We start from the raw sequence: 14,197 nt of genomic DNA, 5'->3' as shown, positions 1-14,197 counted from the left end.
GGGATCGTGTTGGGCATGACTGTCGAAGAGGAACCCGCCCAGCGGGATGGTTGGTCGGCGCGGACCTGGCTGCTGCTGATCCTCGGGTTCTGGGTGCTGCGTGCCGTCGCAGTAGCTGCAGGCCAGGAGAACGTCGGCGCCGCGTTCCTGCTGCTTGCGATCGCGTGCGCAGCGGGCCTGGTGTGGCGGCTGCTGCGTGGGCGCTGACGACGCCAACGCCGGGCCCGCACCCCGCGAGTGCCCCGGCCACGACTGGCGAGTCGTCGAGTCCGTGCTCACGCACGATGGGGCCTACGTCGAGCAGGTGTGCCGCCTCTGCGAGACCGTCACGATGGTGACGCCCCGCGAGCTCGGCGGCTGGGTCTAGGACGCGAGGTCCCGCACCGGGGTCGGCACGATGCTCGGCCGCCACCCGTCGGTGTCGCGGCGCTTCGCCAGGTCCGCCCACCCGACCTGCCCAGAGTCCAGGAGCGCCAGACGCTGCGCGCCCATGATCTGCACGCGCTGCGACTGCGGGAGCCCGTCGAACCACGCCCGCGCGTCCGGCAGGATCGGCTCGGGCTCCTCGATGTCGGGGAAGCCCAGGTCCTTCCACGACGCTGCGACCGGGAGCCGGTCGCACCTGCCTTGCTGGTGGTCCAGGGGGCCGGCCACGGTCGGTGGGTGCTGCGTGCCGTGCATCGACAGGCAGGACGGGCACGTGCGCTGGTCGAGGGTCGCGATCCACTGCCAGCCGGTGACAACGCCCTGACCGGCGAGGCGGTCCTGCTGGGCGCGGGACGCTGCACGGTGCGCGTCGAGCAGCTCGGTACGAGCGATGACCTTCGCCCGCTGCAGCCCGCCGTCGAACGCGCCCTGCACGCGGGCCACCATCTCCCGGGCCGCGGTCTCGGGGTGGTCACCGACGGCGACGCCCTTGACGAGGGTGGAGCGCATCGCGGCGTCGGCCTGTGCGGACAGCGGCCGCGACCGCGCGACGACATCCTTCGAGGTGCGGTCCACGATCGCGCGGATCGCGTCCTTGTCGACCAGGTCGAACCCGGACGCGACCACCGCGGTCCCGCCAGCCTGCGGCGGGAACTGGCTTGCGGTCAGGCGGCGCTGCCACTCCGTGACGTCCTCGAGGAGCGCGTCCACGTCCTGCACCACCCGCACCGGCACGAGGCCCTGCAGGTCCTTGAGGAGCTCACGTGTCGCGTCGCGAGCACGCAACGCCCGACGAGCACGGCGCACCTTCGATGCGGGCGGCCACTTCCCGTCCTTGCTGGCGGCGACGAGGTCCGCGATGGCGGCCTCCCACTCAGCGGCGACCTCGTTCCACGCCCTCGACCACGCGAGGGTGAGGTCTTGGGTGACCTGGTCGACGTGCGTGCCGACACCGGTGCGCATCCCGTCGAGCAGGACGAGGGTCTCCTCGTTGATTGCCACGAAGATCAACCCTGGGGGTTGCCGGCGCCGTCATAGCCCGGGTCCTGCGCGGCCACGGCGGTACGGGAGGACGGAGGCACGAAGTTCCCGTTGTCGTCCTTGACCGCGTCGAGCTCCCCGTCGATGTCGTCGACGCCGAGCGCGACGAGCACGAGCCGCGCGATCGTCAGGGGGTCGACAACGTCGAGGCCGTCGGCGATCTCCAGGGACTCCATGACGGTCTTGACGTCGACCTTCTCCAATGACGGCCAGTCCACGGTGATGTCGTGCTGCTGGTCGCCCGCCAGGTCGATGACCTCTCGCTGGGAGCCGGGGTCACGCAGGATCGTGCCGCGAAGGGGGCCGCCGGGTGCGCGGACCGCTTCGCGGATGACGTGCCCGAGGACGGTGCGGATCAGGTCGGAGTCGACGGCGCGGCGCAGCTGCCGCTCGAGTTCGAGGGGCCGGTCGAGGGTCTCCGCGGTGGCGCGGGCACCGGTGACGCCCGGGTCGGACAGGAGCATGGTGACGGGCAGGTCGAGAGCGGCGGCGACCATCCCGGCCAGGGGCTTGCTCGAGCCGGCGTCGATGGTCGCGCCGGACTTGGACACGGCCTCGAACGTCTGGCCCTCACCGGTGACTGCGACCTGGCCGACACCTTGCCCGTCGGTGGGGACGCTCGCGAACTTCTCGCGGACCTGCGCGGCCCCACGGCGGGTCTTCGCGGTCGCACGGAACGCGACGGTCGCGAGGGCCTTGTGGAGCTTCGCCCAGTCCTGCAGGAAGTCCTTGTACCCGGCGGCCCAGGGCAGGGCGGCGAGGACGTCGGGGATGCCCCACCGGGACTCGCTCGGGCGGTTGACGGCGGTGTGGACGACGGGCTTGTCCCACTCGACGGGGTGCCCGTCGATCGACCTGGCGCGGGTGGCTGGGCGGAAGTTCACGTCGGGGTAGTACACGGTCCGCGACTCGGTCACGGTGCTCGTGGTGCCGAGCGCGTTCTGCGTGACGCGCTTGGCCGTGTACTGCCGCTTGTACAGCCACGGCGTGGCCGCGTCCTCCGGGTCGGTGATGATGTCAGTGACCTGCGACGGGGGGATGACGCGCACCCGCACGCGGCCGGTGCGGGGGTCGGTCGGCAGCGCGTGGAACGTGTTGCCGTCGGTGTTGCGGGCGCGCTCACGTTCGGCGCAGGCCTGCACGCTGGTGAAGGTTTCCGCGTTCTCCGGGTCGTCCCAGAAGGCCTGGACGACGGCGTTGAGGTCCTGCCCGTCATCGCTGCTGGGCGCGGACACGGACGGGGATCCGAGGTACGCGATGCGCAGGTTCACGCCGCGCTTGATGAGGGGGTCGGCGGCCACGTTGATGCGGGCGACGGCGGCGACCTGCATGATCGACGCGCGGTCGATGACGTCTGTGCCGTCGCCGGCGGTGAGCTTCGCCCAGCCGCGGTCTTCCGCGGACAGGAGTCGTTGCGCGTCGAGGGCGGCCTCTTCGAGGGACTCGACGAGGTGCTCGAGTTGGGCGAGCTCGTGGCGGGGGAGGGTCACGGTGTCGGTCACGTCGCCCCCTTCGAGGTATCAGTAGCTGGGCGCCCAGGAGAGGGCGCCTTCGTCTTCGTCGAGCAGCTCGGTCCAGTCGTGCACGTCACCGTCACCGAGGAGGGGCACGAGCAGCAGCCGGTGCACGGCCTGCGACATCCCGTCCACCGTGTCGTCGTTCGCGCCGGCCGGGAACTCCCGCGCTTCCTCCGTCAGGGTGGTGACCCACGCGGTGCCCTCGACCTTGAGCGGGTCGGGCAGGACCACGTTCTTCGACTCCACGAACGGGGTGACCGCGGCCGCGCGGGCGTACTTGCTGCCCTCCGGTTCGACGGGGATGAGGCCACCGACCCGCGAGCGGAGCGCGTTCAAGATGGCGGGCCCGTTGGCCTTGTCCTCCACGAGCTTCGCGATCGCCTGCGGCCACCGCGCGGACAGGTCGAGCATCATCTGCACGGACTCGGTGAAGCCAGCCCGGCGACGGACCTGGTCGAGGAGGTAGGCGTGGACGCCTCGGCGGAGCCAGACCTGACCGACGACGTAGTCGCTGGCCTTGGTGTCCTTGAACGTGAAGTCCCAGGACTGCACCAGCTCGAGGTTCGGGTCTCGGCCGACCTCGGGCACGATCCGGGACCCGTCCTCGCGTTCGACCCACAGCGGCAGCTCGTAGCGGGCCCACGCGTCGACGGGGAAGAGGTTGCCCTCGTCGGGTGTGGGGTTGCCCTGGTAGAGGCTGGCCCAGGTGCGGGAGCCGACGCGGACCTTGACCGCGGCCCACTGCGCGAGGGTGCGGCCACGCGCTGAGGCCATGAACTCGTCGAGTTCACGATCGAGGGGGTCGGTGTCGGGGTCGACGCACTGGGCGGGGATGTTCACCACGCGCCAGAGGTGTCCGTCTTCGGCTGCGAGGAGCCGTCCGGCGAGGTCGTCGTGGTGCCAGCGGGTCAGGATGAGGACGACGGGCGCTCCGGGGGCGAGGCGCGTGGATGCGACGTCCGTCCACCAGTCCCAGGCTCGGTCTCGGTACACCTTCGAGTCGGCCTGCTCGCGGTTGCTGATGGGGTCGTCGATGACCATGAGGTCGGCGGGCCGGCCGGTGAGGCCGGAGCCGATGCCGACGGACAGGACGCCGCCGGTGTGGCCGTCGAGGGTCCAGTCGGAGACGGCGCCGTTGTCGGGGGCGATGGTCAGGCCGAGGTCGGGGTGTTCGGTGATGCGGCGGCGGATGGCGCGACCGTTGCGGTTGGCCAGGGACTGGGCGTAGGACGCGGTGACGATCCGCAGGTCGGGGTTCTGGGTGAGGGCCCAGACGGGGAAGTCGCCGGCGGCGCGGGTGCTCTTGCCCTCCTGTGGGGGCATGGTGATGATGAGCCGGCCGTCGGGGGTGTCGAGGAGCCGCGCGAGCTCGGCGTCGATGAGGTCGAGCGCGGGGGTTTGGACGGTGCGGGGGTCGAGGTGTTGGGCGAGGTCGCCGGGGGTGTCCCACGCGCGGGCGGGGGGCTCGAACAGGCGGGCGGCGAACTCGAAGGCGCTGTCGGTGCTGTCGTGGACGATGTTTGTCATGAGGCCTCCTCACCGGAGGGGGCGCTGATGAAGGGGAGTTCTCATGGTCGACGCTGAGGGACACGAGCAGTGGGTCCGGTCAGTCTGGGAGAAGACGCAGGCCACGGGCCTGTCCGGCCCTCATCGCCACGTGTGGAGCCGCCTCGCGGTCCTGCTGCAGCACGCTGAGGTGGTCTGGGCTGACGGGGATCTTACGGAGGAAGGGATGCGTACGTCTGGCCAGGTCATCGTCTTCACGGAGCGCCACGTCGCGGTGGCCACGCTCACGAATGAGCTCCGCTGGCAGGACTACACGGAGGGGGCTCCGAGCGGCAGCACTGACGTGAAGGTGATCTCGCGAGGCGACTTGGAGCAGATATCCGTGCTGTCGGATGCCGAAGGGGATGACCCGCGCGCGAACGCCCCGTACGTGTGGATCAGCCAGGACTTCTTCGATGGCGAGCCCTGGCCGCGGTTCAATGCCCCGATCGAGCTTCGTTATCGCGGGGGGATGGTCGTGACGGTCAACGGCCGCTTGTCCGAGAAGTTCAGCACCAGCGAGGGACCGAAGTTCATGACTTCGCTGCTGGAGGACCTCACGAAGTAGCGAAGCGACCCGACCTGCCCGTGGGCATGACGAATCGCTGAGCCCATTATGCACTCGCCCGCGCGGCCACGTCCACACCGGCCGCGTGGGCGAGTCGCCACTCCGCCCACGCCACCCGGAACGCCAGACACTCGACGCACTCGATCGGGTAGCCCTGGTCGTCGATGTCCCAGTGGCGGGCCTTCGTGACCTCGTGCTCAGCGCACCACGCGACGTGCTGCCCCAGGACGTCCAGGCTGCCGTGGTCGGGTTCGCCGGTGCGGTCCCACGTCTCGCCGCACCCGGTGCAGGTGGCGAGCTCGTCGTCGATGCGGATGCGGAGGGTGTCGGTGTCCCAGCACTGGGGGCAGGGCACGCCGTGGGGGCGGTAGGCGGGGGTGTCGTGCTGGGTGAGGAGGCGGGCGGTGGCCCACCAGGAGCGGACGCGGCGGTGGGGTTCGTGTCCGAGGGCGCCGGACAGGCGGGACAAGACAGCGGGGAGGGGGCCGGTGTTGTCGACGCCGTGGTCGTCGGCGAGGGCGCGTGCTTGGCGGTCGATGCGGGTGAGGGCGTCGGTGGCGCCGAGGTGGGCGGCGGGCTTGGACGCGAATCCTCCCTTGGCGGCATCGGTGTCGGAGAGGCCGGTGGTTCCGGTGACGCCGGCGAGCTGCTCGAGGAGCGGGGGTTCGGTGACGTGGTGGAGCTCGCGGTGCCCGTTGTCGCGGTGGATCACCGAGGTGGTGGTGTGGGTGCGGACCAGTTCGCGGATGTGGTCGGCGGCGAGCATGGGTGGGCGGGTGGAGGTCACGGGTCAGGCTCCTTCGGTCGGGGTGGGGGTGAGGCGGTGGTGGGCGATGTGCCAGATGTCGCCGCGGCCGGTCATCTGCAGGCGGGTCGCGGGCCCGCAGGGGCAGCTCTCGGAGTGGTCGTGGTCGATGGCGTCGTCTAGGGGGACGTAGTGGATGTGGTCGCCGTCGACGACGCAAGCCCAGGCCGGCACGGGTGCGCGCGGGTCGTCGGTGCCGGGCTCGTCGTCCTCGTCGTGGGTCGCTGGCGGGCCCGGGTCGAGGTGGTCCGCGATCGCCTGGGCGCCGTCGCCGAGGTGCGCGAAGAGGTACCCGAGGTGCTCGAGGGTGCTGGCGGTGATCTCGATGAGCCCGGCGAGCCAGCGGCGGGGCGTGAGCGGCGGGCGGCCGGTCATGACGGGTCTCCGGCGAGGAGCCGCAGCTGCGCGGGCACGACCTGCGGCACGAGCTCGGCCTGCTCGGGCGTGAGGTTGAGCGCGTCGAGGATCGCGCGGATCGCGCCGGCGATCGCGGCGCCCTGGGACTCGGCGATGCGCACGCGCCGCTCGTCGATGCCGGCCTTGAGCGCGGCCGCGGCGTAGGCGGCGAGCTTGTCCTGGGCTTCGGTGAGGAGCCGGTACGCGACGTGCGGGCCGGCCTCGTGGGTCTTCTTGTCGATGGGCCCTTCGGCGCCGAACCCGTCCTCGTGCTTCGTGACGCCCCACACGAGGTCGTCGTCGGTGACGTCTTCGACCCGGGCGCGCCAGTACGTGACGATCCCCGCCTGGTAGTGGACGAGCTCGAGGAGCGCGTCGGCGGGGTGGATGTCCGTGCGGGCGGCGAACCGCGCAGCGTCGGCGCGGGCTTGCTCTTCCTGCTGGCGCTCGTCGCGCTTCCTGATGGCTTGGGGTGCGCGGCCGCCGTGGGTGCCGCACACGGTCATGCCGGTGACGGCGCGCTTCTTGCAGGGACGGCCGGCGCTGGTGTGGGCGGTGCAGGCGGGGTGGGGTTGGCCGCAGCGGGCGCATGGGGTGGGGGTGGTCATGGGGTTGGCCTCTCTGGTTCGCGGGGGAGGTGGCCGGGGTCGTAGTCGTGTGGGCAGGTGCGGTGCCACCTGGCGTGGTCGCGGATTCGTTGGCGCCGGTCGGCTTTGGTGATGTGGGGCATGGCGTTGAGGACGGCGAGCTCGCGGTCGAGGCGGGCGCAGTCGGGGTGCTTCACGCCCGCTCACCGCCCAGTCGCCGTCGCAGCATCGCGAGGGTCTCGTCGGACAGCTGCTCGGCCGTGGGGATCGGCTTGTAGTGCTTGGGGCCGACGAGGCGCCAGTAGCCGGGCTCGGTGAAGTCGTGGCCGAAGAACGGTCTGCGGTCCTCGCGCGTGAACTCCGACAGCGTCTCGGCCCGCACCTCGGCGTCACGGGCGCGGATGAGATCCCGCAGGCGCTCAACCTCGGCGAGCAGGGCCGCCACGTCGCCGGGGCGCTCCAGTCCCAGCCCGGTGCTGTGGCGCTCCCGGATGTCCGCCAGCCGCTCCGGGGTCATGCCGCTCACGACTGGTCCTTCGCTTCGGACTGCGCCCAGAACACGCCCCCATAGCCGTGATCGCCGTCGTGGCCCCTCGGCTTGGTGCAGATGCAGTCCTGATATCCGGGGCGCACGCTGAGGCACTTGCACCTCGGGTTGCCCTCGCAAGTGCAGTCGTAGCCACCACCCGCGATGGGAGGGCACTTGCCGCAACAGGTGGCGGGGCGCTCGATGCGGTCGATGCTGTCCGCGCGGTCGAGCAGCCAGTCGTCGGCTGGCATTCCGAGCGTGGTCCCCTTGTGGAGGAAGATGTGCCTCATCTCGTCCGCCGCCTCCCGCAGCGCACGGGCAGCGACCGCCGCGTCATGGGAGGGGGAGGCGAGCAGGCCAGCGGCGTCGAGGGCTCGGGCGGCTTCGCGCGCCGCGTCGATGCCGATGGTCACGGACTCGTAGCCGGTCCCGACCTGGATGCCGCTGATCTCGTCGGCGGTGCGGTCGATGTGTGTGGGCGTCGGGTGGTTCATGGGTGGGTCGTCCTGGCTGGTGTCGATGGGTGAGCGGTGACTGTCCCCCGGGTGGTTGACCGTGTCCTGGGGGACGGTCGGACTGTGTCCGTCCCCCGTAGGGGAGGGGGACGGGACACAGTCGTCCGGGACCCGGTCCGGGGGGACAGTCGGGGGGACGGTGGGGGGACAGTCGGTCGTGTTGTTGTACACAGGGTTGTCCACAGGGGTCAGTCCTCGTCTCGGTTGTCGGTGAAGGGGGTTACGAGGTAGTGAAAGGAGCCACCTCGGGGTGCGTCTTCGAGTCGGATGTGGCCTTCGGCGACGAGTGCGGCGATGGCGTCGTCGATGGAGTCCTTCTTGCCGCGGACCCCGGTGCGGATCGCGTTGCCGGAGACGCCGTTGGACTTGGCGAGGAAGTCGCTGACGCGGGCCATGAGGGTGGTGGGCCGGAAGTGGCCGTCGTCGTCGATGGACTGGGTGGGGTGGTCGAGCCAGGCGCGGATGGGGGCGTTCTCGCGGAGGTCGGTGGCGTCCATGTGGAGCTCGGCGACGGTGGTGCCGTTGGGGCCGATGTCGCCGTGGCGGTCTTTGTCGATGACGAGCTTGGCGTGGCCGTGTGCTTGCTTGCCGAAGGACTTGACGGTGAGGAGCTTGTAGGCGGCGCCGGTGATGCCAGCGAGCTTGTGCTGGCCGCCGATGGCGTAGCGGCCGCGGGAGTCGCTGTTCTTGACGACGTGGTCGATCTGGAGGACGGCGGGGCCGTGGGCGGCGAGGCGGTGGGGGATGAGCGCGAGCCAGCGGGCGACGTCTTCGTTGTCCATGAGGGACAGGCCGTGGAGGGTCATGGCTTCGGTGATGCCGTCGACGATGGCGAGGGTGGTGCCGGCGGCGTGGGTGTCGAGGCGGGTGGCTGCGGCTGGGTCGAGGGCGACGTGGGGGCGGATGTAGCGGACGTGGCGGGTGATGAGCTGGTCGGGGCATTCGAGGGAGCGGAGGCGGGCGATGAGGGTCTGTGGTCGGTCTTCGAAGTCGACGTAGAGGACGTCGTGGCCGTTGGTGATTTCTTGGGCGACGGCGACGAGTGCGAACCATGATTTGCCGGAGCCTGGCTCGCCGCTGATGGAGTGGATGGCGCCTGGGTAGAGGAGGTTCTTCCCGTCGCGGCGGGTGACGAGGGTGGCGGTGGGGCCGGCCATGTCGCCGTGGGCGATGAGGTCGGCGAGGTCGATGGGTGCCCAGGGGTCGTCGGGTGCGTCTGGGTCGACGCCGGGGATCCGTGGTGGGAGGTGGGTGAGTTCGGTGGTGGTGCGGTTGGTGAGTTCGTCGAGGTCGAGGTCGCCGGGGGTGAGTGCGGTGGCGCGGAGGCGGTCGGCGAGGGTGAGGACGCGTCGGCGGGTGGCGTGCTCGGCGATGATGCGGGCGTGGTAGCCGGCGGTTTCGGGGATGGGGGCGTTGGTGAGGAGGTCGTGGAGGTAGGCGCGTCCGCCGGTGCGGTCGAGCTGCTGGGTGCGCTCGAGGTGGTCGCCGACGGTGACGGGGTCGACGGGTTCGCCGCGGGACCAGAGGTGTTCGATGGCGTCGTGGATGAGCTCGTGGCCGGGTCGGTAGTGGTCGCGAGCGGCGATGGTGGTGGTGACGTCGGTCAGCGCGGTGTGGTTGCCGGTGAGGAGGGCGCCGAGGACGGCGCGTTCGGCGTCTTGGTTGTTGGGGGGTGTGAGGTCGCGCGTGGTCCCGTTGTCGGGGACGGGGGTGAGGTGTCGGCGGTCGCTCACGGTGGTCATGGCTCCTGCTGGGGGTGTGGCGGGGAGGGGGGCTGTGCTGGCTGCCTCTCGGCGACCCGGGCCGGGTGGTGGGGTCCGGGTCGCCTGGGGGCGGTCAGGTGAGCCAGACGGTGCGTTCGGTCTGTGCCTGCACGTTGGTGACGACGTCGTCGAACGCGGCGAGGAGCACGTCGCGGGGGCGGGTGAGGCGGTAGCCGAGGGCGAGCTGTCCGCCGTTGATGCGGTAGCGGAACCGGGCGCCGATCTTGTAGGCGGTGCCGCGTTCGTAGACCTGGAGGCCGATGTCGAAGGTGTCGGGGATCGCGATGGATCCCTTCTTGCCGGCGGCGGCGTCGGTGTGCTCCTTGTAGGTCACCTGGGTCTCGCCGGACTTGAGGCGCTGGCTGGTGTCGAAGTCGACGCGGGTGGTGGCCTGGAAGGTCTGGGCGAGCTCGAGCATGTCGGCGCCGGAGGGGGTGACGAAGTTGGGGAGGTGGTCTTCGATGAACTCGGCGAACTCGACCTGGGGCATGAGCTGCCCGTCGCGCTTGATCCAGTCGGTCCAGTCCTTGGAGGGGGCCAGGGTGAGGGTGATGGTGTGGTCGCCCCACTCGGGCATGCCGTGGCCGTCGATGCCGCCGCCGGTGGTGGAGTCGACGTGGGCGTTGATGACGGCCTTGATGTGGCTGGGGTCGGCCTTGCCCCACAGCTCGGTTTGCGGCAGGCCGTGCTTGGTGAGGTAGGAGACGAGGGAGTCGACGTCGGTGACGGTGTGGTTGCCGGTCTTGCGGTTGGGGTGGGCCTGTTGCTGCTCGAGCTCGTCGCGCAGGTCGATGATGTTGTTGTCGCGGTCGATGTAGAGGCCGGTGTCGACGAGGTAGGGCTCGACGGCTTCCTGGGCGGTGGTGATGAGGTCGTGGTTCTCGGTGGTGTCGGGCATCGGTTCAGTCCTTCTGTGCTGTGGTGAGGGTTCGGTAGTGCTCGGTCCAGGCGGGCTCGGCCTCCCGGAAGGGGGCCCAGCTGTCGTCGGTGAGCACGTGCTGCGCCCACTCGGCGCTGTCGGATGAGGGCTCGAAGGGGGGCTGGTCGTTGGCGCAGCGTTCGCACACGGCTTCGCCCTCGATCTCGTAGGCGAGGTGCTCCTCGCAGAAGAAGAGGCCGCAGTTGTCGGCCTCACCGGTCACTCCGCCGCCACAGGCGTGGGACATCCCCCGGTCGATGGCCGCGTCGCAGTCGGGGTGGTCGCAGGCGGCGGGGACGCCGTAGCCGATGTGTCGGCGGCGATGTGGGTCTTGCCCGATGGCCCAGCCCATGTCAGGCGCCCGTGCCGGTGTCACGGACTTCGCCGGTGGCCGGGTCGACGCCCGGGGGTGGGGTGACCTCGCGGAGGAAGTCGAACGTGACCTGGTTGGGGTCGTCGCGCTGGAGGTTGCCGTCGCGGCCGCGGAAGAAGATGCTCGAGCCGCGGTCGTGCTCGGGGAGCTTGAGCTTGATCTCGTCGGAGACCTGGAGGCAGGACTCGTTGCCCTTGAGGGGTTCGACGGTGACGGTCAGGGTGATGGTGCCCTTCTTGCCGGTGTCTTCGACGCGGGAGACGAGGTCGCGCAGTCCGTCGCTGAGCTCGTCGTGGGTGCGCCCGCGGTTCTGCTCGCGGATGAAGTCCGCGAACGGGCGGGAGTGTGGCTCGGTCATGCTGGGTTCTCTCCTTCGGTGGTGGTGCTGGTGGTGGGCGGGGCGAGCAGCTGCTGGGCGCGGGCCTTCTCGGGTCCGTCGGGGGCGTGGTCGATGTAGTGCCGCAGCGCGGCGCGTTCGGCGGACTTCGTGGAGGCGTGCACGACGAGGCGCAGGTCGCTGCAGGTGCATTCGACGTGGACGCGGGCGCATGGCATCCGGGTGACGGTGAGCGTGTGCCCGGGCAGCGGGGCGAGGAGCGGGCGCTTGAGCGTGCTCATGCGGCGCTCCTGCGGCCTCGGTCACGCACGCGGGGCGGCAGGCCGTCGCGGGTGGGCTGATCGTGGCCCTGGGCGATGGCGTTGCGGTGGAACGCGGCGCGCAGCTGGCCGGCGAGGTCGGGGTCGTCGATGGTCTCGTCGTCCCACGCGAGCGGCGGGACCCATCCCATCCGGTCCGCGTAGGCGCGTGCCCGCGTGGGCACGGATCCGTGGCGACCGGACGGGGGCGCGGGGGTGTCCCACAGCTCGTCGTAGAGGTCGCGGGCGCGGGTGGCGGTGGCAACGGTGACTTCGCGGTGGCCGTGGATGGTGGCGCCGATGTTCGACGGGCGGATGTCCAGGCGCCGGGCGAGCTCGCCCATGGACCAGCCGATGGCGACGAGTGCTTGGAGGCGGCGTCGGGTGCCGGTGCCGTCGATGATGCGTCCGGGCGCGAGGTCGAGGGTGACGGCGAGGATCGCGTCGCGGGTCTTGGGCATGACGCGTTTGGTGGGGGCGAGGCCGCGGGTGGGGTCGCCGTAGATGAGCTTCCACACGACGGAGCGTTCGAGGCCGGCGGCGTCGGCGACGCGCTTCCAGCCCATGCCTTGGGCCTGCAGCTGCTGGACGTGGGCGCGCACGGGGGCGGCGTCGATGTAGGCGTCGCGGCCGTAGGCGCGGTCCTTGGCGCGGCGTCGTTCGTAGGTGCTGGCGGCGTCGCGGCAGGAGCGGCACCTGCACTTGTCGATGACGTAGGCGTTGCGCTCGCCGTGCTGGTGGCGGGGCTGTCCGTGCTCGTCGAGGTGGGTGCAGTCGCGGGCGGGGCCGGATGCTGCCTTGCGTGCTGCGACGCGTGCGGCGCGGTCTTGGCGGGCGCGGTGGGCGTCGCAGGAGTGGCGGCGGAGGGCGTAGGCGGCCTTGGCGGGGGTGTCGTAGGTGCCGGCCCATCCGCAGTCGCATTCGGCGCGGTGTCGGGTGCTCATGCCACGACCTCGAGGGCATCGCCGGGGCGGCAGGGGCAGGGCAGGAGACCGTCGAGGGTGCCGGTGATGATGCCGAGCTCGTCGATGGTGACGACGCCGTAGAAGGCGCCGCGGGGGGTGTCGTCGTCCCATTCGATGCCGAGGACGACGATGGTTTCGCCGGTCGCGGGGACGGCGTCGACCATGCGGGCGGGGACGGTGGCGCCGCCGGGGAGGGCAAGGGTGTCGCCTTCGGTGGGGATGTCGCCGAAGAGGGTGTCGTTCATGCCGCGATCCCTGGTCGGGCGACCTTGGCGAGTGCCCGGACGTGGGTGGCGGGCAACTCGTCGACGGGGTGGCCGACGAGCCGGGCGCCGATCGCGGCGAGCACGAGCGCGTCCGCTTGGTTGTTGTCGCGGACGTCGACGTGCGGGTAGCGGCGGGCTACGGCCAGGAGGACGGCGTCCTTGCTGGCGTTGCCCTTGCCCGTGGCGTAGGTCTTCAGCTGCCCAGCGCCGACCTCGATGACGTCGACGTCGACGGCGTCCAGGCGGGTGACGAGCATCCACCAGAGCCCGTTGAGCATTGACGTGCCCGTGTTGGCCTTCGACAGGGCGGGGGTTTCGATGACGGCCAGCTCGGTGTCGTGGTTGATCGCCTTGATGACGATCGTGTCGACGATCCGCTCGAGGCGGTCACGGCGCTCGGCCAAGGTCGCGCCGGCGGCCCCCTTCGTCGTGATCGTCTCGGTGGGGATGACGAGGTGGTCGTCGGTGTCGAGGAGCGCGAGGCCGGTGCCGGTCAGGGACGGGTCGATGCCGAGGACGCGGGTCATGCCGCACCGCCGGTGAGGAAGGAGAGGAGCTCGGGTGCGGTGGCCTTCGCGTGGATGTCGCCGCGGTACTGGACGAGCACGTACCGGCCCCGCACCTCGGTGATGACCCCGTCCTCGGGGGGTGCGGTCGGGTCGGGGCGGTAGGTGACGCCTGCGCCGATCTGGTCGCTGGCCTGCTGCAGGGTGATGCTCATCGGGGTCCTCCGGGGTGGCGTTCGTGGATGGTGAGGGTGTCGGCGTCGTGGTGGGCCTTGACGCCGGTCTCGAGCTCGACGGCGTGGACGATGTCGCGGGTGACGGTGGCGACGCGCCAGAGGCGCCCGGCGGGAGAGCGGACGATGTCGCCGGGCTGCAGGCCGGTGGTCGGGATCTCGGCGGTCATGCCTGGTCACCGAGGATCTGGTCGGCGAGGCGCGTGGCGGAGAGCACGGTGTCGTCCCATGCGTCGCCGTAGTTGGTGTTGAGGCCGGACGTGCCGAGCCCCTCGTCCAGCCACGCGGCTGTGTTGTCGAGCGACTCAGCCACTACGAGCGCGACGCCGGGGTGCATGGTGGCGATGTAGTCGGCGTGGACTTGGTCCGTCGATTCGGAGATGACCTCCGTCATGCCTTCGAACCGGCCCGTGACGCCACCTCTCCGGTCCGCCTTCCACGGTCCGGGCGTCGCTGCCTCGGCCCGCTCGCGCAGGACGGTCGCTGCCTGACGCAGCCGCTCGGCGCTCACTGGATGATCCCGAGGGCGCGGGCCGCGACGCCGACGATCGCGAGGAAGGTCGTGGCCGCTGCCATCCCGGCGGCCGTGGCGACCGCGCCGGCGATG

General features: G+C 71.1%; 22 protein-coding genes. 3 read left to right on the top strand and 19 right to left on the bottom strand.

Annotation, left to right across the window (positions count from 1 at the left end):
* Window positions 1-15 precede the first annotated feature (15 nt).
* The gene (locus ABC138_RS12720; RefSeq protein WP_345913897.1) at window positions 16-207 is read left to right on the top strand and encodes a hypothetical protein; all 192 of its coding nucleotides are present in this window, start codon (window positions 16-18) and stop codon (window positions 205-207) included.
* Entirely contained in the window at window positions 197-367 is a 171-nt protein-coding gene (locus ABC138_RS12715; protein ID WP_345913896.1) for a hypothetical protein, read from the top strand. The genes ABC138_RS12720 and ABC138_RS12715 overlap by 11 nt, the downstream gene beginning before the upstream one ends.
* Here the strand turns inward: ABC138_RS12715 and ABC138_RS12710 are convergent.
* Genes ABC138_RS12710 through terL form a run of 3 tightly spaced genes read right to left on the bottom strand, consistent with a single transcriptional unit; the run spans window position 364 to window position 4,511 of the window.
* Window positions 364-1,428 (bottom strand): phage minor head protein, encoded by a 1,065-nt coding sequence (locus tag ABC138_RS12710; protein WP_345913895.1) that lies wholly within the window; start codon window positions 1,426-1,428, stop codon window positions 364-366. The two genes, ABC138_RS12715 and ABC138_RS12710, sit on opposite strands and share 4 nt — an antisense overlap.
* Window positions 1,429-1,433: 5 nt before the next feature.
* Window positions 1,434-2,969, bottom strand: a complete 1,536-nt coding sequence (locus ABC138_RS12705; protein WP_345913894.1) for a hypothetical protein — start codon at window positions 2,967-2,969, stop codon at window positions 1,434-1,436.
* Window positions 2,970-2,987: 18 nt separating this feature from the next.
* Window positions 2,988-4,511 (bottom strand): phage terminase large subunit, encoded by a 1,524-nt coding sequence (terL, locus tag ABC138_RS12700; protein WP_345913893.1) that lies wholly within the window; start codon window positions 4,509-4,511, stop codon window positions 2,988-2,990.
* A 43-nt stretch (window positions 4,512-4,554) separates the two neighbouring features.
* On the opposite strand from terL, the gene ABC138_RS12695 reads away from it, so the two are divergent.
* Window positions 4,555-5,097, top strand: coding sequence for a hypothetical protein (locus tag ABC138_RS12695; protein WP_345913892.1), 543 nt, complete (start codon window positions 4,555-4,557; stop codon window positions 5,095-5,097).
* A gap of 46 nt (window positions 5,098-5,143) precedes the next feature.
* On the opposite strand, the gene ABC138_RS12690 is transcribed toward ABC138_RS12695, so the two are convergent.
* The 16 genes from ABC138_RS12690 to ABC138_RS12615 all read right to left on the bottom strand — a co-directional run bounded on the left by ABC138_RS12690 (window position 5,144) and on the right by ABC138_RS12615 (window position 14,101).
* A complete protein-coding gene (locus tag ABC138_RS12690) occupies window positions 5,144-5,884 on the bottom strand; it encodes a hypothetical protein (RefSeq protein WP_345913891.1) in 741 nt (246 codons plus the stop codon).
* Window positions 5,885-5,887: 3 nt separating this feature from the next.
* Entirely contained in the window at window positions 5,888-6,277 is a 390-nt protein-coding gene (locus tag ABC138_RS12685; protein ID WP_345913890.1) for a hypothetical protein, read from the bottom strand.
* Window positions 6,274-6,906 carry a hypothetical protein gene (locus ABC138_RS12680; RefSeq protein ID WP_345913888.1) on the bottom strand — a complete coding sequence of 211 codons (633 nt, stop codon included), beginning with the start codon at window positions 6,904-6,906 and terminating at the stop codon, window positions 6,274-6,276. Before ABC138_RS12680 ends, ABC138_RS12685 begins: the two co-directional genes overlap by 4 nt.
* 172 nt (window positions 6,907-7,078) lie before the next feature.
* A complete protein-coding gene (locus tag ABC138_RS12675; protein ID WP_345913887.1) occupies window positions 7,079-7,411 on the bottom strand; it encodes a hypothetical protein in 333 nt (110 codons plus the stop codon).
* Window positions 7,408-7,908, bottom strand: coding sequence for a hypothetical protein (locus tag ABC138_RS12670; protein ID WP_345913886.1), 501 nt, complete (start codon window positions 7,906-7,908; stop codon window positions 7,408-7,410). The genes ABC138_RS12675 and ABC138_RS12670 overlap by 4 nt, the downstream gene beginning before the upstream one ends.
* Window positions 7,909-8,117: 209 nt before the next feature.
* Complete coding sequence (locus ABC138_RS12665) at window positions 8,118-9,671, bottom strand: DnaB-like helicase N-terminal domain-containing protein (protein ID WP_345913885.1); 1,554 nt, start codon at window positions 9,669-9,671, stop codon at window positions 8,118-8,120.
* A gap of 94 nt (window positions 9,672-9,765) precedes the next feature.
* A complete protein-coding gene (locus ABC138_RS12660) occupies window positions 9,766-10,590 on the bottom strand; it encodes a DUF2303 family protein (RefSeq protein ID WP_345913884.1) in 825 nt (274 codons plus the stop codon).
* A 4-nt stretch (window positions 10,591-10,594) separates the two neighbouring features.
* Window positions 10,595-10,963 carry a hypothetical protein gene (locus ABC138_RS12655; RefSeq protein ID WP_345913883.1) on the bottom strand — a complete coding sequence of 123 codons (369 nt, stop codon included), beginning with the start codon at window positions 10,961-10,963 and terminating at the stop codon, window positions 10,595-10,597.
* Between the two features lies 1 nt (window position 10,964).
* Entirely contained in the window at window positions 10,965-11,342 is a 378-nt protein-coding gene (locus ABC138_RS12650) for a hypothetical protein (RefSeq protein WP_345913882.1), read from the bottom strand.
* Entirely contained in the window at window positions 11,339-11,602 is a 264-nt protein-coding gene (locus ABC138_RS12645) for a hypothetical protein (protein ID WP_345913881.1), read from the bottom strand. The genes ABC138_RS12650 and ABC138_RS12645 overlap by 4 nt, the downstream gene beginning before the upstream one ends.
* Complete coding sequence (locus tag ABC138_RS12640) at window positions 11,599-12,564, bottom strand: hypothetical protein (protein ID WP_345913880.1); 966 nt, start codon at window positions 12,562-12,564, stop codon at window positions 11,599-11,601. Before ABC138_RS12640 ends, ABC138_RS12645 begins: the two co-directional genes overlap by 4 nt.
* Entirely contained in the window at window positions 12,561-12,830 is a 270-nt protein-coding gene (locus ABC138_RS12635) for a hypothetical protein (RefSeq protein WP_345913879.1), read from the bottom strand. Before ABC138_RS12635 ends, ABC138_RS12640 begins: the two co-directional genes overlap by 4 nt.
* On the bottom strand, window positions 12,827-13,378 hold the full coding sequence (locus tag ABC138_RS12630) for a crossover junction endodeoxyribonuclease RuvC (protein ID WP_345913878.1): 552 nt from the start codon (window positions 13,376-13,378) through the stop codon (window positions 12,827-12,829). The genes ABC138_RS12635 and ABC138_RS12630 overlap by 4 nt, the downstream gene beginning before the upstream one ends.
* On the bottom strand, window positions 13,375-13,572 hold the full coding sequence (locus ABC138_RS12625) for a hypothetical protein (RefSeq protein ID WP_345913877.1): 198 nt from the start codon (window positions 13,570-13,572) through the stop codon (window positions 13,375-13,377). Before ABC138_RS12625 ends, ABC138_RS12630 begins: the two co-directional genes overlap by 4 nt.
* Window positions 13,569-13,760: a hypothetical protein gene (locus tag ABC138_RS12620; protein ID WP_345913876.1), complete on the bottom strand. Its 192-nt coding sequence runs from the start codon at window positions 13,758-13,760 to the stop codon at window positions 13,569-13,571. The genes ABC138_RS12625 and ABC138_RS12620 overlap by 4 nt, the downstream gene beginning before the upstream one ends.
* A complete protein-coding gene (locus tag ABC138_RS12615; protein WP_345913875.1) occupies window positions 13,757-14,101 on the bottom strand; it encodes a hypothetical protein in 345 nt (114 codons plus the stop codon). Before ABC138_RS12615 ends, ABC138_RS12620 begins: the two co-directional genes overlap by 4 nt.
* Window positions 14,102-14,197 lie beyond the last annotated feature (96 nt).

Origin of the sequence: Janibacter sp. LM (assembly GCF_039631275.1) — a bacterium.
GTDB lineage: Bacteria > Actinomycetota > Actinomycetes > Actinomycetales > Dermatophilaceae > Janibacter > Janibacter terrae.
Note: the sequence above shows the minus strand (reverse complement) of the source record. Positions and strands in the feature narration are given on the sequence as shown.